The following is a 19,362-nucleotide window of genomic DNA, read 5'->3' on the forward strand; positions in this document are numbered from 1 at the left end:
CGGGGACGAGTGACGATTGCGGTCCGGATACGGGCAGCGAGTTCAGCGTTGGGCATGCTCGAGTTCCCTCTCACTGGGTGGGGTGCGCCGACACTGCCCCATGGGGGCCAGCCGCGCACCGCCGGCTCACAAGGCGCCTTCGGTCACGACGAGCTGCTCCGGGTGGCGTTGGATGGCTGCACGCCCTTCAGCACGGCAAGTTCCCGCTGTACCGCGGTCAACTTGGCCAGATACTCCGCGGCCTGCGTCTTCCAGTCCGCTGGCGCGTCCGGCCGCAGGATGACCCGGCCGGTCATGAGGCGGTCCCAGCCATCCAGCGCGTACTCCAGGTCCCGGATACGAGCCCGCAGTCCGTCCGGGTCACGGTCCTGCTGTAGTTCGGCCACCTCATCCTTGAGACGGCGTACGTCGCCGGCAGTGCGCAGCTTCTGGCGTTCCTTGCCCTTGTCGAAGCCGCGGCCAAAGGCGGCACGGCGTTCCTCGCGGGGGCACTCCTGGATCCACGGCGCCAGGTGCGCGGCCGCGTCCCGGTGTTCCTGGGCGCGTTCGGGGTCTTCCTGCTCGAGCTCGGCCAGGGGCCGGTAGTCGTACTGACGGGCCAGCTGGTCGGCCAGGCGCTCCATTTGGGATGGCAGGGTGATGTCGTCCTCGGTGGGATGGCCGGTGACAGAGGCGATCCGGTCTGCCTTCTGCTGGAGGGACTCCGGGGGCCGCTCGGCGTTGACCGGGTCGTCCGGCAGGCTGTCCAGCAATTCCTGCCTCCTCTGTTCCTCCATCACGGCTCCTCCACGCTGTCATTGATGCGTTCGACGGAGAGACCGGGCAGTTGAGGGATCTCGGTGAACGTGGTTGATCGGCCGGAGTTGAAGCGGACCCTGCTCCCGCGGTCGGGAAGGGACGAGCCCGGTGCGGCGGGGCGGGGTCTCTGCGCGCAGCTCAGGCCGTGTACGGCGTCCCGGTGGTCGTGAGTGCGTTCATGGCTGGTGTCCCTCCGTATCGAGGCTGGTGCTTCAGTCGGCTCCCGGAGCAGAGCCAGGGAACTCGCGCACGACGGAGACCAGGAGCGGCACGAGGGTGTCGAACGGGTCAGCTGCCTGCTGTTTCCCGTGTGGAGAGGCACTGTGGAAGAGAGCAACAGGGTCCTCCGGCAGGGTTCCGGACTCGCCGCACTTGGGGCACGCCCAGGTCCAGCCGACGACGGGAGCGTGGACGATCTGGCCGTCCTGGATGATCCAGTCGAAGCGGTCGGCCAGCCTGTGCTCGTCGGAGGCGAAGAAATCGGCGTCGAACAGCTCGTCGGGCACGGTGAGTTCAGGCATCAGTGGGCTCCTCTCAGCCGGTAGCGGGCCCCGGCAGCGCCGGGGCATCGAAGGACGAGGCTTCGATGGAGGGCTCGGTACCCGTCAGTCGGACGACCTCCAGGACGTGGGCCTCGATATCGGCGCGGGCCTGGGCGACGACCTGCTCGCCGGCCTCCACGAGTGAGTCGACGGTGAACTGGGCGTTGCTACCCGCACCGGCGACGGCGTTCTCCAGTGCGTTGAGTGCTTCCTTGGTGGCCCTCACTCCCTTCTTCTCGTGGATCGCCTCGTGCAATGCCGCCGTGGCGGCCTTGACGCGGGCGTACATCCGGTCGGTGACCTCGCGAACCTCTCGCAGGTTCTCGGCGGTGCGGGGCTGATGAGGGATCTCGGGTACGAAGGCGTTGTGCTCGGTACGCCGGATGGTCACCGGGACGCCGCTGCCGAGCCCCATGGAGGACACGAGCGAGCCCCACTGCGCGAGGCTCATCTCGATCTCCACGAGCTCTCGGCCCGGATGGACCCAGTCGTGGTTAAGGTCGCGCTTGCGTACGGCCTCGTGGACGGAGAGCGAGACGGTCTCGTTGTGGAGCAGGTCGGACTGGAACAGCGAACGGCCTGATCCATGCCTGCGCGTCACGACCGCGACGCCGAAGGCGGGGTGGATCTCACCGCCGTGCTCCGCGTCGATCGCTGGGTCCTGGTTTTGACGGCGGCTCATGCCGGCACCGTCTCAGAGGTCTCAGCCTGCTGGGCCTGGTGCTCGGCGGTCTCGCTCAGAAAGTCCGAGTAAGCCTGGGCGTAAGGGTTGGTCGGTTTGGTCATGGCGGGTGTACTGCGCTTCCTCTGAGGTGCAGGGGGATGTTGTGGATCTGGCGGCGAGCACGACGGCATGACGAAGCCGGGGCCTCCGTTGAACTGAGACCCCGGCTTGCCGTACGGGGCTCAGCTGACCAGCACGCTCTGCTTCTCCTGGGCCGGGAGCGTGGCGAGGACGACGTCGGCCACTTCCTTCGCGGGGGTGTCGAGCGGCATCTCGCGCTCGTACCCGTGGCCCCATGAGAAGTCCTGGAACTCCGCGGTGTCGGTGAGCGTGGTCGCCTCGATGGGATACGAGCCGTCCGGGGGCCAGGCGTTCACAGTGGCGCTGTGAAACTGGCAGCCGCCGCACCATGCCCGCCGGCGCAGCGGCTGGGTACTCGTCGTCGGGGCGCCGGATTTCGACGAGGTGGACCGGGCGCTCGGTGCTGTCTGCGGGCGCCAGGTGCGGGAGAGGGGCGTCAACGGTCGTCATCCAGGGGCTCCAGGACGTCGGCCGCCGTGATGTCGCCCCGGATCAGCAGGAGGGCGACAGCGTGGGCCCGGTCGTGCGTGCCGGTCTTCTTGTAGATGCGCCGCAGGTGGGTCTTGATCGTGTCCTCGGAGAGGAACAGGTCCACGCCGGTCTTCGCGTTGGACATGCCGCGCGCCACGCGGACGATGACCTGCTTCTCGCGGCCGGTGAGCGGGTGCGTCAGCGAGGGCGGGAGCATCCCCAGGTCGCGCAGGTGGCCGCGCCTGCCCCGGTGGAACGCCGCCTCCAAGTGGGGCATGACGGCCCGCAGGTAGGTGGCGACGACGTTGCGCTGCGACAGCCAGGCCGCCCGCGTCTTCTCTGTGGCGTCGGCCAGGTCGTGGGTCAGTTCCTCGCGCCAGGTCGGGGGGCGCGTCTCGGTGGGTTGGGCTAAGGACATATCAGCGCTCCTTGCGCTCACGGAACTTCGAGAATTGCTGGCCGCGCGTGGGCATCGAGTCGGCCAGGGCTTGGGCCGCCTCGGGGCGGCAGTTGGGACAAGGGCGTTTCGTCTGGTGGGTGACGGGCTGGCTGTCCCGGGTACGGTCGGCTGTCGGCGCCGCGCTCGGGCTCCTGCTCGACGGTGTCGATCCAGCCCGCCACACACGGAGGCTCGTGCGTGCACCTGCACTCGGCCCACGGGTACGGTGCCCGGCTAGCCGAAGTGGTGCTCTGCGGGCGGTGGGGCCGCCGGAGGCCGGGAGCCGGGGACGTAGTCGGGGGTCGCTCACGGGTCGTCAGCCGTACGCGGCTACCGCTCGAACGTCGGCGGCCCTTCCAGCCCGCAAGGTGCCGAGCGTCACGGGCTGGAAGGGCCGCCTCGGCGAGGGCCTTGAGGGCGCGGGTGATGCGCGGTTCGAAGCACGCAACGCCTTCGGCTTCAGGAACCGAGCCAACCAGCGCCTGCGCTCACGCTGTGCGATCACCTGGCGCAGCCGACGGGAGGCGCACCCCTGCTAGTCGGTATCCGGCGGCGGGGCAGCGGCGCGATAGCTGGTGCGCGTGCCGGTGCGTGGCCGGAGTCCGGGCGCGCCTCAGCCGGGCTAGACGGGGGCCGAGGCCGGCTTCACGCTCCCTCGGCGTCCCAGGCCGTACGCGATGCGGAACGGATCGGGCATGTCCCAGGACCCATCGGTACTGGGGTGCACGACGCCAGCAGCAGTGAGCTCTTCGAGGAGGTCGTGGTAGCGGGCTAGGTGCCGCATGCCGCCGGGGTACGGGTCCGCCGTGCGGGAGCCGAGACGGCGAAGACGGTCTGGCAGGCACGCGTGGTCCCACTGGGCGATGACCTGGTCGGATTCGATCGGCAGCTGCTGCCCGGCCAGCGGAGCGAGTGCCGCCCGCACCCATGGCATGGCCTGCTCGACTTCTGCGGCGCGGGCACGCGCTCCCTCCGGCACGCCCCGGCGGATGTCCCGGTGGTGAAGGGCGCGCGGGTGGTCGGGGTGATCGTCCAGGGCGTGGCGCACGGCCTGCCTCAGTGCGATGAGGAACGGGCGCGGGCTGAGTCCGCCGACACCGTCCTGGAGATACGTGAGCATGAACCGGTACGTGGAGCCCTTGCGGGCGGTCGCGCCCATGTACGGGTCCGCGATCACGGTGAAGAGGCGATCTTGCGCGGCGGGATCGGAGGTCAGTTGCTCGGGCGCGCTGAAGCGACCGTCGGGGGTGAGCCTCCAGCCCGGGGTCAGAGAACGGAAGGCGGCGGCACCTTCACTGGGGTGGTTCGCCAGGAGCTGGAAGAACAGCCCGTAGAGGTGCGTTCCGGTCACCTGGCCCCAGTGGTCCGGCGTGCTCCAGTTCAAGTCGGTCGTACGCAGAGCACGTCGGGCCTCGGACCTGAGCGCCCACAGGGCCGCGTCGAGGGTGTCGGGGCGTAGGAAGACCTTCGCCCTCACGCGCGGCCCGAGGCGGGCCAGGTCGGCAGCGAGCTGGAGGACTCCGGAGGCGAGGCGGTCCGTAATGCGCTGATCGGGGTGGAGACGGTCCAAGCTGTCGAAGACAACCAGATGAGTGTGGCCCTGCGAGTTCAGGTCGGCCACGGCCTGGCGCAGGGCGTCGGGGTTACGCAGCAACCACTGCGCGCGGTCGCGCCAGCTGGGCAGGTGTGTGAGGTCGCAGACGCCCAGGGCGGTCAGGGCGACAGCGGTCCACACCGTCACGGGGCGGATTCCTTCGCCGATCAGTGCCTCCAGCTCCGGCGCGGCCGGATAGCCGTCGCTGTCTCCTGCGGCCCCTGGGGCGGAGATCACCCGGGTATCCTCCAGGCGCGGCATCTTCAGGTCATAGGCGGCTGCCGCACGGAGGTCAGGGTCGGTCATCAGGAATCCTTCGGAGTGCAGTAGGGGGCGCCGGGGCAGGGGCCGAAGCCGTTGTGCTGCGAGCACTGGAGCTGTGACGGATTCGGGCCGCCGTCCTCGGCGGGGTCGATCAGTTCCGAGGCCCTGCGCATTCCGACCTCGTACTCCTCGCGCTCGTAACGGCCGAACGAGTCGCGACGGCTCCAGGAGTCGTCCGCGTATCTCTTGCGCCGGCGCGCGAGACGCCAGCGGTAGAGGGGCTCGGCACACGGTTGGACTTCCGCCGGTTGTGCCGGCGGCAGAGCATCTGGCCGTTCCACAGTTCAGTCGCCCCGCCGCGGCTCCAGGGGTGTATGTGATCGGCCTCAGTTCCCGGTGCCGGGCACCGGAACCAGAGGGGCGGCTTGTGCTCGCACCGGCCGTTGGCCTGGCGGATGAGCTGCTGCTTCTGGGGCCAGCTGAAGAGCCGGGTGGGATCACGCCAACGCCGCTTACGGCCAACGCCGATGGCGAGACACAGGACACCGAGCGCAGCGACGGCCAGGCAGGCGAGCAGCACAGTCGGATCTGGCTGCATAGCGCTCAGTGCAGGTCGTTGCCGAAGGAGATCAGCTCACGCCTGGTCACCCGGAACAGATCCTCGGAGTCGATGGCCGTGACGAGACTGACCTTGCCGAGGTAAAGGTTGGCCCTTCGGGGCTCACGATGCTCTGCGCCGGGGCGGGGCTCGGAGACGATGCGGTACTCGGGCATGGTCGAAGGCTGCTTTCTGTACAGGAACGCGTGAGCCGGACAGCGAACCGCCGAGGAGACTGGAGTGGCGCCTCGGCGGTTCAGATGGGGGCGTCCTCAGAAGTCGATGGAGTACTTCGGGGGACGGCGCAGGATCACCGCGGCGGCACGCAGGTCCTTCTCGTCGTCGGGCGACCTGTCGTCCTCGTCACGGAGGTCGGTGAGCGTGAAGGCACCATCCGGGAGCTGGTAGCCGTCCTCGGACGGGACGGCGTCGCGCATGCGGAACTGCAGCCCGATGCCGGTGTCCCAGTCGTTGATGGTCTGCAGGCTGTCGCTGTTGAACAGATCGACACGACCGTCGAAGACGTCGGTGTCGCCGTTCTTCCAGGTGATGTGGGCCTCGATCCGCGAGCCGGTGTGCTCGCTGCGCTTGATATTCAGGTCACCGATCACCTCGGCGAACGACTCTCCCAGACGCAGCTCGAAGGCGATCGCCCGCAGGTGGTCGAAGTTGATGTCGTACTTCCGGGAGAAGTCGACGATCTCGGCCACTTGCTTCTCGGCTACTCCGGGCACCTGGTCGCGCAGGTAGGTGGCCACCGTCTCGGGCTCGGGGTAGGCGAAGCGCATGTGGTAGTGGAAGCGGCCGGGGCGGTTGAGCATGTAGTCGTTGACGCGGTGCAGCTCGTTGACCGACAGGACGTAGAGGCGCTTCGTCGTGCTCAGCCCGTCGAACAGACTCAGGAACTGGTTCTGCGACTCGTCGTCCTCGTTGGAGAAGATCTTCTCGAACTCGTCGAAGACGACGACGACTTCGCCCAGCTCGTCGAGGAAGGCTGCCAGCCCCGGTGTGTCGTGGTGTACGAGCACGGTGGGCAGGTGGTGCTCCTCGCGCATCCGCTCGGCGAGCAGGCGGAGCATGAGGCTCTTACCCATGCCCTTGTCGCCGGAGAGGATGACGCCGAGCGAGCGGTCCATGGCGGAGTAGCCGGTGACGATCCTCCGTACACGGGAGGCGTGGCTGCCATAGACGGTCTCTCCGGCGCATGCCAGCGGCTCCGTCTGGCGCAGGCTGTAGCCGGTCGTCTGAGAGAAGGCGATCGTGTAGGTGGCCACGGGCAGGTCAGCGAAGGTCTGCACGGAGTCCCCGTAGAGGCGGAACTCCCCGCCGGAGGCGACGATCGTGGATGCGGGCATGAAGACTTCTCGCTTTCGCGGGAGTTGAGTGGATGGAGATGGCGGCGGACCAGCGGATCGGAAGCCCCCTGTTGTCCGAGGGCAATAGGGAGGTGCCCCAGGGAGTTGTGCAGCTCCGCGATGCGACCCTGGTGAGCGCCGAGTGCGACGACGACGAAACTCTGGGAGCGGCGGAACAAGCCGCCTCGCGTGAGGGTGTGTATTCCGCCGGAGAAGAAGCCGCGCCGACCGGGACCTTGCCGTCGTCGTCGAGGTGTGCCGACAGGCTGAGGATCTGGTCGCTCAGCCGCTGGACGGTGCCGTCGGTGAAGTAGTTCTTCATGAAGTAGGAGCGGTCGATCACGAGGTAGACGGCGGCGCGGTCGCCGAGGCCGCCGCTTTTGCGGAGGCCGCTGCGCGCCGCTCGTGGGACATGGCGGCGCGGGTCTTCTTGCGCTGGGCCCGTTGCGGGCGTGCGGGGCGGTGCTTGGCTCAGTGGGTCAAAAGCTCGTCGAGGAAGCTGTCGATATCGACGGTTTCAGACTCCCGGCCTGCGGGGACGACCTCGAAGGTCTTGGCGAGCCATGCCTTCACGGAAGCTGCCGGCCCTTCAAGGCAGGCGTATCCGCCGGGGGATTCCAGTTCGATGCTGAAGCAGCGGTTTCGGTGAGGACCGATCGGAGTGATCTTCACGTCCCCGATGCCAGCGGGTGTGATGAGGCCCTGGTCGAGCAGTTCCCGGGCGAACGTCCACCGGACCACCTCGTCAGGCGTGACGTCAAAGGAGAACTGCACCGCGTACGGGTCGGAGTCCGTGTAGTACAGCCGCACGGGGACGAAGACACGCGCGTCCGGGCCGGCCACGAGCGTCATGCGGATCTTCAGTTCCAGGCCGGGAAAGTCCATGGGTGGATTCCTGTTCTTCGGCGGGAAAGCGTGGTGGAGGCGGGAGGCAAGGCCCGGCGCTGCTCAAACACCGCCGTTCCGCCTAGCTAGGTCGCTGTGCGGGAGGGGGACATGGCGGGTGCGGCTTGCTGCGCCTGGCGTTCTGCCAGGGCGTTGATGGCGAAGAGGACCTCGCCCTGGATGGCCCATTGGACGAGGTAGGTTTGTGCAATGCGGAAGACCGCAGGGGCGGGTGTCTCGCTCGTCGAGAACACCCGCCCCTGCGGCATGGGGTGGCGGCGGTTGGTCAGACGGCCGCAGTGACCGCAGAGCGATCTTCGGTGTTGCCGGGAGCAGCGCTGTCGTTGTCGTCCAAGAGGTCCGGATCGATGCCGAGGGCGCGAGCGGCGTTCCTCTTGTCGCGCTCGGTCAGAGCCGTCACGATCTGCTCGTAACTGCTCTGGATCGGCGGGTTCTTCACGGTGCCGTAGCCGAGTACGTACTGGCTCTTCATGGCACGGGTAAAGGCGACGTAGAACATCCGCTTGACGTCCTGGGTCATCTTCGTGTCCTCCCTGTAGAGGACGACAACGTTGTCGAATTCGAGACCCTTGGCACCGTGGATCGTCGAAACGACCAGGTCGGCCTTGGACTCGAGGTTCTTCCGCTTGCGCTCCTGGTTCTTCTGCTTGTTGATGTTCAGCTTCTGCTGGTTCCGCCGAATCTCGAAGGAGAGCAGGTTGTCGCGCAGCCGATCGAAGAACGCCACGTGCGTGAGCGTGCCCTGGTGGCAGAGCGTGACCCAGCCGTTGATGGTCGCGCTGTTCTCGATCCACCACTCGGAGATCGTGCGCAGGATCGCCTTCTCAACGTTGGCGTTGGCAGCGTTCTTTGTCAGCTTGCCCATGTTGTCCTTGATCCCCTGGGAGACCACGAACGCGGCGTTGGCCGGCGGTGCCTGCAGGACGTCGTTCCAGAAGAACTTGATGTACTTCGAGAAGATGTCCGTGGCGTAGACCCGATCGCTGACCAGAGAGGCGACGTGGCGGTCCGGGTAGCGCTTTTCGAGCACATCCTGGATCAAGGACACCTCGCGGCGCGAGTAGGCCAGGAAAGCCACCTGCTCGCCCCGGTCCAGGCACTTGTCCACGTAGTCGGGGATGACCGTGTTACGCACGATCGCCTGCAGGTCCTGGGTGACGAACCCGGTGAGTCTGGCCACCTCGCGGTACTCCAGGGTGACCTTCTCCTGGAACGAGTCGGCCGTAGGCATGGCGAGCGAGTTCGCCTGCAGCTGGATGTTGGCGAACTGGTTGGTCTCCAGGCCGCCGAGCACGACGTTCGCGAAGTCCAGGATCTCCTGGTTGCTCCGGTAGTTCGTCGTGAGCTTGAAAGTCGCGAAGACCCCCGAGCCCTCCAGCGTGTTGAGCGCGCGCGGGTTCGCTGAGCGGAACTCGTACAGCGTCTGCGAGGCATCGCCGACGATGAACAGGGACTGAGCGTGCTTGGTGATGTACTTCAGCACGTAGATGAACTCAAACACGCTGTTGTCCTGCACCTCGTCGATGATGAGGTACTTCGACTGCACGTGGGCCGGCTCGGCCATGTCGTCGATCTTCTGGTAGCAGATGATGATCTGCAGCTCCAGCGACGTCTGCTCGATGCGGTCGAGCAGGGCGATCACCTCGTCGAAGTGGCTCTCGACGAAGGTGTTCAGGGCCGTGAAGGCACCGGTCCTGTTCTGGTCGACCTCCAGCAGGCGGTGGCGGAACGTCGCCGCGAACTGGCTGTTCGGGTAGAAGATGTCGATCGAGTTGATGATGGTGTCGATGGCCGAGACCTTGTGCCTCGGGTGGTTCATCGAGTAGATGTCGATGATCATCTTGGCGATCGTCATCGAGCCGACGTCCGGGTTCTTCTCCGTGATGTTGTCGGCTGCGGCGTTGGTGAACGAGAGCACCGTGATGTCCGAGGCGGGGACGCCGCAGGCTTCGAGGTACTTAATCCGTTCGAGGATCACGGTCGACTTGCCGGTGCCGGCTCCCGCCTGCGTCATCACCAGCGGCTCGTGCGTGGTGAGCGCGTCGAGCTGCTGCTTGGACAGGTGGGGCGGCAGATTCGGAGGCGTGGCCGGCTGCGCAGGCACGATCAGCTGAGGCTTCATCTGCTCCAGGTGGTCGAGCGTGCGGTTCATCAGCAGGCTGAGGTTCTGCTTCGACAGCTTCGTGGCGATCCGGTCGGAGAAGGTCGCATCCAGCTGCTTGTGGATCTGGCGGTAGGCCTCCAGCGGGACGTTGTAGTTCTCCAGGTAGCGCAGCTGGACGGCGAGCATATTCAGCTGCTGCTCCGTCGGGCCCGCGGGCATGTCCTGGATGTAGCGGCAGACCTCGTCGGCAATCACCTCGGAGTCCCAGATCTGGGCCAGGCGCGTGATGCGCTCGTAGATCGAGTACTGGCGCATCCACTCGTCAAACTCATCGCCGAGGTTGGAGGCCGTCAGGCCGGCGGATGTGAGCACGTCCTGGACGTAGTCACGGGCGTTCTCCAGCGGGCTGGTGTCCCACTGCAGGAAGACGGCGGCGTCGTGGTTGCCGTAGCCGGCCGAGCGCGAGACAGCGGTCGCGTACTCCGGGTCGGGCAGCCCATTCTTGAAGAAGTACAGCTCCATCCGGTACTGGATGACGAGGTCGCGCGTGGACTTGCCGCCGGACTTGTCCTCGTAGAACACGAGCGCCTGCGGGGTCATGTCGAAGGCGACGTCCCAGTCGTCGAATCGGCTGGACGCGGTGTCGACAGCGAAGCGGTCGTCGGCGTGCGGGCTCGGCAAGGTGAAGGACCCGCCGGCGTTCAGAGCGCGGCGCGTGATCGGCGCGAGCGGGATCGACGTCGTGGTGATGTCATGCTGCGTCGAGCTCTGCTTGACCTCGATATCAGTGGCCATGGCGTAGGCGGTGTTGGTGGCAGTGTTGATCGGCAGCAAGGACTCGTTGAGCAGGCCGATCTTCTTGCCGTTGCCGGTGAGCTTCGAGGAGAAGAACTTCGGGTCGACGGCCTTCTGAGCAACGGCATTGGCCGAGAGGTCGAGGTCATCAAGCAGGACAGGCATGTCGCTGCCTTTCTTGAGTGGATTGAGAGGCGGATTGATAGAAGGCATGAATCACGCCGCATAGCAATTCCGACAAGATATTAACAGCAAGTCGAATGCTCGAAGGTGAGCGAAGAGCACAGCGACAGGGCTGGACCATGGGGGCGCAGGTACGAACACGGGCGGGGCTCTCGTCAGCCGACGAGCCCCGCCCGTGTTCCTCTCAACCCACCCGTCAGGGGCCGTTAGGCCCCTGAGTCCGGGGTAGGTGGCGAAGCCACGCCCCGGACACCGCGCGCTACCCAGGCGCGCGGTCGTTCATCAGCGGCAACTCACCTCACGTCGAGGTCGACTCCGAGCGGCGCCGGTCGGTTCCATCGACGGCAGCATCGTCGGCATCGAGATCCCAGGGACAGGCCGTGACGAGGGATCCTGCGGGATCGACCTCGATCAGGCCAAGCATGAGGCCCAGTTCGCGGAGTTCATCGGTGCTCCGGACATGGGCGGTGAGGTTCGTTCGGGCCGCGGCGGAGAGCTCCATGGCTCGCTTTCGGTGCTCTTGGAGCAGAGGTTTGGGGAGCATGGTGGACATGGCTGTCCCCCTTTCTGAGCAATGAGGGCGTGGGGGCGAGGTACGTCGCTGGCGTGCTTCAGGAAGACGAACGGCAGCAGATAGTCCTGATATTGGTGCGGGCTCAGCGGGCCGCGCAGCACCTCGGCGGCGCCCAGCAGGTGCCTCTCGAGCTGAGAGAGCGACAGTGGCATGACGGACGTCCTTTGCACGGCCCATGGGCAGTGGAATCAGTGGTGCCCGGCCGGGAGGCGGGGCGCCGAAGTCGTCTGGTGGGGAAGGGCGGTCCGGCCAGGTGCGGGCTGGCCCGAGCCGTCGCTGGCCCGTGGCCGCCCGATCAGCGTGTCGATCACATTGGCGGTCACGGCCAACGCGGTACTCCCGAGAGGGTTGTGGCGGGTACCCGGCCCGTTGGGCCGGGGTTAGCGCACCACGTCACTACCGCGAGCGCGTCGCCGGTCGGACATCGCGTGCTCGACTCGCGTCCCTGACGGGTCACGCAGTCGGCAGCTGGACGGCGACGGTTCCGCCGGACACGGCCCGGGCGATGAGTTCGACCAGCATCTGGCGAACCACCTGTGAGTCCGCTGTCTCGGGGTTTTGGTGCCCGGCGGCCGCGGCAAGCAGCACCGTCAGCGCCTCGGCCGCGGCGAAGGAGTCGTCCGTCGCGCCGGGTGATGACGGACGAGCGGTGATCGCGTACTCCAGGTGCCCCAGGAGACCGGAGAGTATGCGGCGGCGGATCTCGGCGAACCGGCTGTCGTCCTCGGCCGCCCGCAGGTCGACCACCCGCAGGACCACCTCGTGCTCCCGCCAGAACGCGAAGAAGGCGTCCACCGTGCTCCCGGCCGCGTGACGCCCGCCGCCCCACCAACTGCCGATCTCCGCGTAGATCAGTCCGTCGCTTCCCTCCTGCGCCACGGGCCGGGCCAGCTCCAGGGCGGCCGCGTCGACGTCTGCGAAGTACTGATAGAAGGTCGCGGGCGAGGTACGCGCGCGACGGGCGACATCGATCACTCTCGTCGCGTGATAGCCGTGCTCGGCCAGCAACTCCTTGAGACAGAGCAGCAGTTGGCTGCGAGTCTTCAGACCGCGTGCCCCGATCGGGCACCCTGCGGTGCTCCGGATCTCCTCGGTCATGTCACTTCCTGTTCGGTGGGGTGGCACCGGCCCGGCGCCTCGGAGCCGGGCCGGCGGCGGCCGCTGTCTGGTCCAGGCCCGGCCGCCCGACGCGGGAGCGTGTTCGCCCCCGCGATGCTGGTCAGGGCCGGGCCAGCGCCGCTGTGATGTCGTCGACGGACTTGACGCCGAGCGCTCCTGTTCCGGAACATCCGGAACAGGAGCGCTCGGTGCGATGTGGACGGCTGCTCAGTCATCCGAGGGGGATGCCGAGGCTGTGCCGCCGGTCTGGGCAGCGAGCAGGTAGTCCTCGATCCAGGTGCGAACTGCCTTGCGCGCCGGCCGCGCACCCTGGGAGTCCACGTAGGTGGTCTCTTCGATGGCGCGCAGCTCGTCGTCGGGCATCGACGCGGGAAGCGCCTGGGCCAGCCGCGGCTTGGCCTCAACGATCCGTTCACGCTGCCGCTCGTAGTCGGCGGCCATGATCTGTCGGTAGGTCTGCCGGTCGATGGGGTTGAACCCCACGACCAGTGAGAACCGGCCCAGCAGCTCGGCGTCGAAGAACTGCTCCAGTGCCTTGTTGAGGCTCTGGTTCGAGATGGTCTTCGGGTTGTTGCCGAAGCCGATCATCTTGCCGTCGAGCGAATCACGGGCGGCGTTGGTCGTGCAGATGACCAGGGCCTTGGAGAAGTCCAGGATCTTGCCATGGGCATTGCGGATGTAGCCTTCATCGAATGCCGAGAGGAACAGGCGCTGCACGGCCTTGTCGGCCTTCTCGAACTCGTCGAGCAGGATCACCCGGTGGGGGTTGGACTCCAGCGTGTCGAACGGGAGCTCCTGGTTGGAGTCCGATCCGACATAGCCGGGAGGTGCGCCGATGATCTTCGACGTCGACCACTCGCTGTGGAATTCGGTCAGGTTGAGGATGATCGGCTCGGTGCCGGTCGTCTCCTCAGCGATGATCTTGACCGCCTCGGTCTTACCCACACCCGAGGCCCCGGCGAACAGCCACGTCGTGGGCGTCTTCGTCGGGAACAGGTCGAGCTCTTCGCGGGCCAGACGGTCCGTGAGCTTGGCGAGCACGTCGTCCTGGCCCTGCAGGCGGCTGGTGAGCGTGGCGCTCAGCGCGGCAACGTCGAGGTCCTTGCGCTGGGCGTTTCCGGTCATCAGGCGCTTGGCCACATCGAGCACACGGGTGCTCGTCAGCGGCACCTGCGGAATGGACCGCAAGGTCTGCGCGAGCGCCGTGTCGCCGGCGACCTCGGCCTGGACGATGAGCTTCTTCTGCTCCAGGACCCGGTCAGCCATCGCCCGGTCGAGCAGCGTGATGGCGTTGTCCGGACGGTGCTGGCCAGCCCGGGAGTTCGCTTCGGCTATCTGCAGCACCGAGGCCAGGACGTCGTCGGAGACCCCGATCTGGTGACGGTAGTGCGCCATCAGGCCGGGCCGGACCGTGGTCATCACGGCCAGCGTCTGTTCCACGCTCAGCTCGTCGACGATGAGCCGGGTGAAGCGACGAGCGAAGGCCGGGTCCTCATCGAAGGCACGAGACTCCGTGCTGGTGGTCGCACCGATGACGGACATGTCGCCGCGGGCCAGGGCCGGCTTGAGGATCTGCGAGATCTTGCGGCCGACGGCGTCGCCATGGCTGCCGGACCCTCCGGTGATCTGGTGGATCTCGTCCATGAACAGGATGGCCTTGTTCTTGGGGTCCGAGGCGAACTCGACGATCGCCTTGACCTTCTCCTCCAGCGAGCCGACTATGCCGGTCCCGGCGATGATGTTGGTGATGGGCAGCTCGTAGATCGTGTAGTCCTTGAGCTGGTCGGGAATGAGGGCGTCGCCGAGCGCGATGCGCCGTGCAATGTCCTCGACGATCTTCGTCTTGCCGACGCCGGCGGAACCGACCAGCAGAGCGTTGGGCTTGGTCTTGCTGATGATGACCGAGAGGACCTGCCCGATGAGCGTGTCACGGAACATGGTCGGATCGGCGTTCTTGAACTTCTCGTTGTAGTCGACGAGGAGCTCCTTGACGTCATCGGCGCTGCCACCGCTGGACGGCAAGGCCGCGGACGGGAACTGCGGAGGGAAGCTGCCGCCACCGCCGTTGCCCTTGTCGTCGTCGGAGCCGCCGGGTGTGAAGTTGCTGAGACCCACCGGGTCCTCCTTCGGTGCGGGTCGCTCGGCGTGGTGGCGCGCTGGGTGGATGCGCCACGGTGTCCCGAGCAGGGATATGGATGAGTGAGAGGGAAAGTCAGGGGTCGCCAAGAGCGGTGCCAGCCAGGGGAGTTGGTTGCACGGCACCGCTCTTGGCGGTTCTTGAGGCAGCAGGGTCAGACGACCATGCCGAGGAGCTTCTGCCGGATGCTCGGATCGATGTGCTGCATCGAGTCGGCGTAGCGTTTTGCCAGGTCAACCATGAACGACCAGTCCATGGCGGAGCACGGTGCGTAGTACAGGTTCTTCGGGTGGTCCTGGCGCGTGGACGGCGGCAGCCAGTCGAAGTCGGTGACCACGAGCGAGAGCCTGCGCTGGCGCACGCGGCTGGCGTTGATGTACCGCCAGATCTGGGTGTACTCCGTTCCGCCCGACACCTTCGGGATCCTGCGGAACTCCTTCCAGATCTGAGTCGTCGACTTGTTCTCCGTGCGCAGCATCACCTCCTGGGACAGGAAGTGGCTGAACGAGTTGAAGTACAGGTTGATGTTGAGCTTCTTGGCGATCCGGATGAGCATCATGACCGCCTCCTGGTAGTTCTCCTCGGAGATCGAACCGGAGGTGTCGATGTAGATGTGCAGGTCGGGCATGTACTGCACCGAGGTGATCCGGCCGGGCTTGTTGCAGTCGTCCGGGTCCCGGCGGTTGGCCTTGAGGAAGGTCGCCTTCGTTGTGCGGAAGATGTTCTGTGACTTGTTGACCTTGCCCATCCGGCGCAGCACCCGGGTGATGTCCTTGAGCAGGTCGAGCTTGCTCGGCGGCTGCTTGCGGAACGCCACCTGGGCGCTACGGCTGCCAGGCTGGCCCGGTTGCTGCGTGGCTCCCAGGGCGGCGGCCCGGGCGGCGGCCCGTGGCAGCGACGTGAGCTTGGACAGCGACGTGTTCGAGACGACCTTCACCGGCGAGGCCAGCGACTGGTTGATGAGGTTCCACTCCCCCGTGATCTTCGCCGCGGTGGCCCGGGCATGGGCCTCGACGTTGACCAGGACGAGGGAGCGCGGGCAGAACAACTCCCCGATCGTGAACGGCAGGACGCCTGTGTCCAGGGCGGTGTTCTGCTGGCTGGCCTGGACCCGCTGCTGCTCGATGTAGTTCATGAGCATGTGCACGAGCACGCGGGCGAAGGAGTGCTCATCGTTGGCGTCAGAGTCGTCCTTGCGCACCAGCAGCGACTCGGTGAGCCCCTTCAGGGACAGGGCCGTGAAGTCGTTGAGCAGCTTGGTGGTGGCCAGCGGCAACGCACTGGCCATCGTCTGTGTCTGCTGGGACAGCCAGATCTTGAAGTCGTCGAAGGCCGCGGAGGACTGGAACCAGAACCCGAGGGTGTCGGGGTGGAAGGTGTAGGCGATCGAGGCGAAGAAGGCGCTCTCGTCGCCGGTCCCCGCCAGCAGAGCCTTCGCGGCCGGGAGGACATCAGCCTGCGCGGTGTAGAGCACCCGCGGGGAGGGCGCGGGCATCTTGTTCTGCTGTCCGGCCTGGACGGCGAAGAGCTCGGCGACCGGCAGCGGTGTGCCCTGGTCGAAGTTGATCAGGGTCTGCCCGAGCAGCTCCTTGACGGTCTGCTCGCTGGCCACGTTCAGCGTGTCGCCGAGGCAGCTCAGGACCAGATCCGGGATGTTCCCCGTCAGATCAGCGCCCTGGGCGTCGGTGATGCTCGCCGGGGCGTTGGGGTTCAACGGCTCCAGCAGCGGGTCGATGAGGGTCTGCTGGATCGCCGGCATCGGGTCGTAATCACCGGTGCACGAGATGGTGTGCAGTGCGTCGAGTACGGCCGGCTTCTGGTTCGTGACGGTGATCGTCATGGGTCGTGGTCTCCTTCTGAGGACAAGGCAGCGGCAGAACGCCGCCGGTGGTGGGGAGTTGCAGCAAGGACTGCACCGCAGTAGTCCCCACCACCGGTGAGCGAGCGATCAGAGGAAGGCCGAGAGGACCGGCTTGGCCTGGTTGACGATCGGAGCGTCGATCTCCATGAAGGCCTCGAGGTTCTGGCGGTCGATCTGCTGGCTGGTCACCATCTCGATGAGCGTGCGGGTGTGCTCCGGCTCGATCTGGGTGATGGCCTGGGCCAGCTGCTCGATGAGGCGCGCGTTGTCCTTGCTCTCCTTGAGCGCGTACAGCAGCGACCCGGACTTCTCGTTGTCGGTCAGCGTCGCGATGACCGCGGCCATGTCGGTCATGGTCGCTGCGGCCTTCAAGCTCTGGTAGCAGTTCGGCTTCGGGACGTTCACCCGGTTCTGCTGCACGCCGCCGACGTTGCTCGCCAGGTCCTGGGCGATGGTGGCCACGAGCTGCGTGGTGAACATGGTGTCCCCGACGTAGGCCTCGATGGCCTCGTTCAGCAGCGAGGTCTCGCGGTCGCCGATCTGGATCGGGGTGGCCAGATACTGCGCCAGCTGCTGCGGGTCGGCCGCGTTGAGCCACTTCGACAGGTTGTCGATGGTGCGCGGCGTGGTGAGCTGGTTCATCTCCTCGCCGCCGTCGAACAGATCGGCCATCGTGACGTTGCCGTTGTCGTCGTCGTCCTGGCCGTCGGCGACGATGGCCTCGGGCGTCGACTTCTGGAAGACGAGCCCGGGGGCTTGCGTGAGCACCGTCTTCACCCAGGGGTTCATGTTGTCGCCGAGGACGGACATGAGGGTGGCGGCGTCGGGCTCGACGTGAAAGATCGCGAAGCGGGACAGGCTTGCCTCGTCGAGCGAGGTGACGTTGCCCCTGTCGTTGCCGGCCACGACGATGCGGACGTTCTTGGGCAGGTCGACGTACCCCATGCGGCGCAGCGTGACCAGGGTCAGCGCGCCGGAGGTGACGTCGGAGGTGGTGCGGTTGATCTCGTCGAGGAAGAGGATCGGCCACTCGCGCGGGTTCTTCTCGGCGTAGTCGATGCACTCCTGGATCACCTGGTGCGGGTAAAAGACCTGCTTGTAGCTCTGCGTGCCGTCGTCCTTGGTGTACGGCACCAGGCGCGCACCGGTGAGGTCTGCTTTGTCGGCGAGCTGGTTGCACGGCAGCGTGAATGCCTGCGTGCCCATGGAGTAGGCCAGGTCCTCGACGAAGCTGGACTTGCCGATGCCGGGTTCGCCCATGAGAGCGGGCGTCGCGCCGACCTCAAGGGACTGCTTGATGAGGGTCGTCAGGGTGTCGTTGAACTTCATGTCGACGTCTTTTCTGTGCGGGGGCGAGGAAGAGAGAGAAAGCCAAGAGATGTCGGAGGACGGCGCTGCTGCTCTCGGCGTCGCCGAGGCTGCATAGGCCGTGAAGGGTCCTGTGGCGCGGGCCGCGCCGTCGGAGCCTGGCGGAGACCTGCACTCCCGCCATTGGTGGCGATGGAGCCCCGCTGCACATCGCCACCCGATCGCGCTCCGCGCGATCCAGCACTGTCCTCCACCTGTGCCCGGCCCCGCCGCAGCACCCGTCACCCACCCCACCCCCGTTGCCGGAGGCAGCAGATGAACCAGGAGCAGAAGCAGCAGCAGGAACAGGCACAGAGCGTCAGTTGGTCGACGAGGAACGGGCCTCGCGGTCGGCCACGAGCGCAGCCGCCCGGTCGAGGAGGAAGGGCCGGCCGTTGCGCCGCTCGCGGTGCTTGGGGCGCGCAGGGATGACATCGACCGCCGCCTTGTAGAGCAACCACGCGGTGTCGCCCGTCGAGTACTCGACGCCGAGGGCGCTGTAGGCGCGCAGTTGCGTCCGCATCCAGCCGTAGAGCGAGGCGAGAACCGAGAATTCCCAGCGGGACATGTCGTGGTTGAAGTCGCCGGGATCCCGGAGCTGATGGCGTGCACTGGCCAGGGCCTGCTCGACGATCGCCTGCGAGTACGGGATGTCGGGCATGTCCTCGGTGGTGTCGACAGCTGATGCTGAAGCACCGGAGCTCTCGCTGGCGTTCACGGCCAGCTGCGCGTAGAGGTCCTCGATGGAGGCGAAGGCCGGCACATTAGTTGCTGTGTTGACGTGAGCGACGATGCGATCGGGCACCGGCTGGCGGGTGAAGGTCGACCAGTGGTCCAGGAGCAGCTCGTACCAGCCGTGTTCCTCACGCAGGACGCGCTTGCCGGCGGCTACAGGGAAGTCGTGGAAGTTCTTCGGCAGCGGCATGACGAGATGGAAGCCCTGGCCGGACATCGACAGCTCCGAGTAGAGGATGCCCGGCAGCCGCAGCAGGTCTGTGGCCACTCCTGGCGGGCAGTCGGCCTCGATGTCGAGGACGAGCAGCCCGTCAGTCTGGGCCTGGAGGTAGAAGGCGGTGTTCGCGGCGTTCGGTATCGCCGCGGTGAGTTCGTCGAGGGTGAGCAGGCAGGTCTCGTCCAGGGCGAAGGCTCCGCGTAGTGGGCTGGCGTGCTTGCAGCTGGACGTGCAGCCGGCGAGCAGGTGCCGTACGTCGATCGGGGCCTTGCGCTTCGGCGGCTTGGTGGGATTGTCGGGGGTCTCTTCCCCGATCTGTCCGGAGATGGTCCACCGACAGGCACTGGCGAGAGTGCGGATCGCGGGGTTGCCGTAGAACTGCGGGAACCAGGCATGGGGGTCGGCTGGAGTCATCGTGGGACGCACGCTTTCGGTCGGAGGCGTCAGGAGGGGAAGAGAAAGACAGGACCCCCGTACCGCACGGATGCGAGTACGGGGGTCTCATCGAGGGTCAGCGT

General features: G+C 66.7%; 19 protein-coding genes and 1 pseudogene. All 20 read right to left on the reverse strand.

Going from position 1 to position 19,362, the window contains the following annotated elements; all coding sequences use genetic code 11:
- Positions 1 to 143: 143 nt before the first annotated feature.
- Positions 144 to 776 carry a hypothetical protein gene (locus STRTUCAR8_RS24770; protein ID WP_006378989.1) on the reverse strand — a complete coding sequence of 211 codons (633 nt, stop codon included), beginning with the start codon at positions 774 to 776 and terminating at the stop codon, positions 144 to 146.
- A 234-nt stretch (positions 777 to 1,010) separates the two neighbouring features.
- A complete protein-coding gene (locus tag STRTUCAR8_RS24775) occupies positions 1,011 to 1,319 on the reverse strand; it encodes a hypothetical protein (RefSeq protein WP_006378703.1) in 309 nt (102 codons plus the stop codon).
- Positions 1,320 to 1,332: 13 nt separating this feature from the next.
- Positions 1,333 to 2,022 carry a hypothetical protein gene (locus STRTUCAR8_RS24780; protein WP_006379118.1) on the reverse strand — a complete coding sequence of 230 codons (690 nt, stop codon included), beginning with the start codon at positions 2,020 to 2,022 and terminating at the stop codon, positions 1,333 to 1,335.
- A 224-nt stretch (positions 2,023 to 2,246) separates the two neighbouring features.
- Complete coding sequence (locus tag STRTUCAR8_RS24785; protein ID WP_006378770.1) at positions 2,247 to 2,441, reverse strand: hypothetical protein; 195 nt, start codon at positions 2,439 to 2,441, stop codon at positions 2,247 to 2,249.
- A 140-nt stretch (positions 2,442 to 2,581) separates the two neighbouring features.
- Positions 2,582 to 3,034: a helix-turn-helix domain-containing protein gene (locus tag STRTUCAR8_RS55755; protein WP_006378846.1), complete on the reverse strand. Its 453-nt coding sequence runs from the start codon at positions 3,032 to 3,034 to the stop codon at positions 2,582 to 2,584.
- 643 nt (positions 3,035 to 3,677) lie between these two features.
- On the reverse strand, positions 3,678 to 4,955 hold the full coding sequence (locus tag STRTUCAR8_RS24795) for a hypothetical protein (RefSeq protein ID WP_006378756.1): 1,278 nt from the start codon (positions 4,953 to 4,955) through the stop codon (positions 3,678 to 3,680).
- 109 nt (positions 4,956 to 5,064) lie between these two features.
- A complete protein-coding gene (locus STRTUCAR8_RS55760; protein WP_078507301.1) occupies positions 5,065 to 5,511 on the reverse strand; it encodes an HNH endonuclease in 447 nt (148 codons plus the stop codon).
- A gap of 5 nt (positions 5,512 to 5,516) precedes the next feature.
- The gene (locus STRTUCAR8_RS52665) at positions 5,517 to 5,687 is read right to left on the reverse strand and encodes a hypothetical protein (protein WP_006379173.1); all 171 of its coding nucleotides are present in this window, start codon (positions 5,685 to 5,687) and stop codon (positions 5,517 to 5,519) included.
- 96 nt (positions 5,688 to 5,783) lie between these two features.
- The gene (locus STRTUCAR8_RS24805) at positions 5,784 to 6,866 is read right to left on the reverse strand and encodes an AAA family ATPase (RefSeq protein WP_048818813.1); all 1,083 of its coding nucleotides are present in this window, start codon (positions 6,864 to 6,866) and stop codon (positions 5,784 to 5,786) included.
- On the reverse strand, positions 6,793 to 7,188 hold the full coding sequence (locus STRTUCAR8_RS55765; protein WP_078507328.1) for a vWA domain-containing protein: 396 nt from the start codon (positions 7,186 to 7,188) through the stop codon (positions 6,793 to 6,795). Before STRTUCAR8_RS55765 ends, STRTUCAR8_RS24805 begins: the two co-directional genes overlap by 74 nt.
- 149 nt (positions 7,189 to 7,337) lie before the next feature.
- A complete protein-coding gene (locus STRTUCAR8_RS24815; RefSeq protein WP_006378990.1) occupies positions 7,338 to 7,751 on the reverse strand; it encodes an SsgA family sporulation/cell division regulator in 414 nt (137 codons plus the stop codon).
- A 286-nt stretch (positions 7,752 to 8,037) separates the two neighbouring features.
- Positions 8,038 to 10,836, reverse strand: coding sequence for a UvrD-helicase domain-containing protein (locus STRTUCAR8_RS24825; RefSeq protein ID WP_006379206.1), 2,799 nt, complete (start codon positions 10,834 to 10,836; stop codon positions 8,038 to 8,040).
- 316 nt (positions 10,837 to 11,152) lie between these two features.
- Positions 11,153 to 11,407, reverse strand: coding sequence for a hypothetical protein (locus STRTUCAR8_RS52670; RefSeq protein ID WP_158697438.1), 255 nt, complete (start codon positions 11,405 to 11,407; stop codon positions 11,153 to 11,155).
- A gap of 44 nt (positions 11,408 to 11,451) precedes the next feature.
- Positions 11,452 to 11,580: pseudogene (locus STRTUCAR8_RS55770) on the reverse strand (type I restriction-modification system subunit M N-terminal domain-containing protein); the annotation flags it as partial.
- A 36-nt stretch (positions 11,581 to 11,616) separates the two neighbouring features.
- Positions 11,617 to 11,751 (reverse strand): hypothetical protein, encoded by a 135-nt coding sequence (locus tag STRTUCAR8_RS55145; RefSeq protein WP_267889078.1) that lies wholly within the window; start codon positions 11,749 to 11,751, stop codon positions 11,617 to 11,619.
- A 130-nt stretch (positions 11,752 to 11,881) separates the two neighbouring features.
- Positions 11,882 to 12,526 carry a TetR/AcrR family transcriptional regulator gene (locus tag STRTUCAR8_RS24835; protein ID WP_006378595.1) on the reverse strand — a complete coding sequence of 215 codons (645 nt, stop codon included), beginning with the start codon at positions 12,524 to 12,526 and terminating at the stop codon, positions 11,882 to 11,884.
- A 228-nt stretch (positions 12,527 to 12,754) separates the two neighbouring features.
- The gene (locus tag STRTUCAR8_RS24840; RefSeq protein ID WP_006378729.1) at positions 12,755 to 14,662 is read right to left on the reverse strand and encodes an AAA family ATPase; all 1,908 of its coding nucleotides are present in this window, start codon (positions 14,660 to 14,662) and stop codon (positions 12,755 to 12,757) included.
- A gap of 176 nt (positions 14,663 to 14,838) precedes the next feature.
- Entirely contained in the window at positions 14,839 to 16,524 is a 1,686-nt protein-coding gene (locus tag STRTUCAR8_RS24845; RefSeq protein ID WP_006378804.1) for a vWA domain-containing protein, read from the reverse strand.
- Between the two features lie 108 nt (positions 16,525 to 16,632).
- Positions 16,633 to 17,874 carry an AAA family ATPase gene (locus tag STRTUCAR8_RS24850; RefSeq protein ID WP_006378909.1) on the reverse strand — a complete coding sequence of 414 codons (1,242 nt, stop codon included), beginning with the start codon at positions 17,872 to 17,874 and terminating at the stop codon, positions 16,633 to 16,635.
- A gap of 337 nt (positions 17,875 to 18,211) precedes the next feature.
- Positions 18,212 to 19,258: a hypothetical protein gene (locus STRTUCAR8_RS24855; protein ID WP_006378925.1), complete on the reverse strand. Its 1,047-nt coding sequence runs from the start codon at positions 19,256 to 19,258 to the stop codon at positions 18,212 to 18,214.
- Positions 19,259 to 19,362 lie beyond the last annotated feature (104 nt).

Origin of the sequence: Streptomyces turgidiscabies Car8 (genome assembly GCF_000331005.1) — a bacterium.
Lineage (GTDB): Bacteria > Actinomycetota > Actinomycetes > Streptomycetales > Streptomycetaceae > Streptomyces > Streptomyces turgidiscabies.

Coding starts and splice junctions, on each gene's coding strand:
- STRTUCAR8_RS24855 (WP_006378925.1), bottom strand. CDS start 19,258: ATGACTCCAGCCGACCCCCATGCCTGGTTCCCGCAGTTCTACGGCAAC.
- STRTUCAR8_RS24780 (WP_006379118.1), bottom strand. CDS start 2,022: ATGAGCCGCCGTCAAAACCAGGACCCAGCGATCGACGCGGAGCACGGC.
- STRTUCAR8_RS24835 (WP_006378595.1), bottom strand. CDS start 12,526: ATGACCGAGGAGATCCGGAGCACCGCAGGGTGCCCGATCGGGGCACGC.
- STRTUCAR8_RS52665 (WP_006379173.1), bottom strand. CDS start 5,687: ATGCCCGAGTACCGCATCGTCTCCGAGCCCCGCCCCGGCGCAGAGCAT.
- STRTUCAR8_RS24795 (WP_006378756.1), bottom strand. CDS start 4,955: ATGACCGACCCTGACCTCCGTGCGGCAGCCGCCTATGACCTGAAGATG.
- STRTUCAR8_RS24815 (WP_006378990.1), bottom strand. CDS start 7,751: ATGGACTTTCCCGGCCTGGAACTGAAGATCCGCATGACGCTCGTGGCC.
- STRTUCAR8_RS24805 (WP_048818813.1), bottom strand. CDS start 6,866: ATGCCCGCATCCACGATCGTCGCCTCCGGCGGGGAGTTCCGCCTCTAC.
- STRTUCAR8_RS24845 (WP_006378804.1), bottom strand. CDS start 16,524: ATGACGATCACCGTCACGAACCAGAAGCCGGCCGTACTCGACGCACTG.
- STRTUCAR8_RS24775 (WP_006378703.1), bottom strand. CDS start 1,319: ATGCCTGAACTCACCGTGCCCGACGAGCTGTTCGACGCCGATTTCTTC.
- STRTUCAR8_RS55765 (WP_078507328.1), bottom strand. CDS start 7,188: ATGAAGAACTACTTCACCGACGGCACCGTCCAGCGGCTGAGCGACCAG.
- STRTUCAR8_RS24850 (WP_006378909.1), bottom strand. CDS start 17,874: ATGAAGTTCAACGACACCCTGACGACCCTCATCAAGCAGTCCCTTGAG.
- STRTUCAR8_RS52670 (WP_158697438.1), bottom strand. CDS start 11,407: ATGTCCACCATGCTCCCCAAACCTCTGCTCCAAGAGCACCGAAAGCGA.
- STRTUCAR8_RS24770 (WP_006378989.1), bottom strand. CDS start 776: ATGGAGGAACAGAGGAGGCAGGAATTGCTGGACAGCCTGCCGGACGAC.
- STRTUCAR8_RS55755 (WP_006378846.1), bottom strand. CDS start 3,034: ATGTCCTTAGCCCAACCCACCGAGACGCGCCCCCCGACCTGGCGCGAG.
- STRTUCAR8_RS55760 (WP_078507301.1), bottom strand. CDS start 5,511: ATGCAGCCAGATCCGACTGTGCTGCTCGCCTGCCTGGCCGTCGCTGCG.
- STRTUCAR8_RS24825 (WP_006379206.1), bottom strand. CDS start 10,836: ATGCCTGTCCTGCTTGATGACCTCGACCTCTCGGCCAATGCCGTTGCT.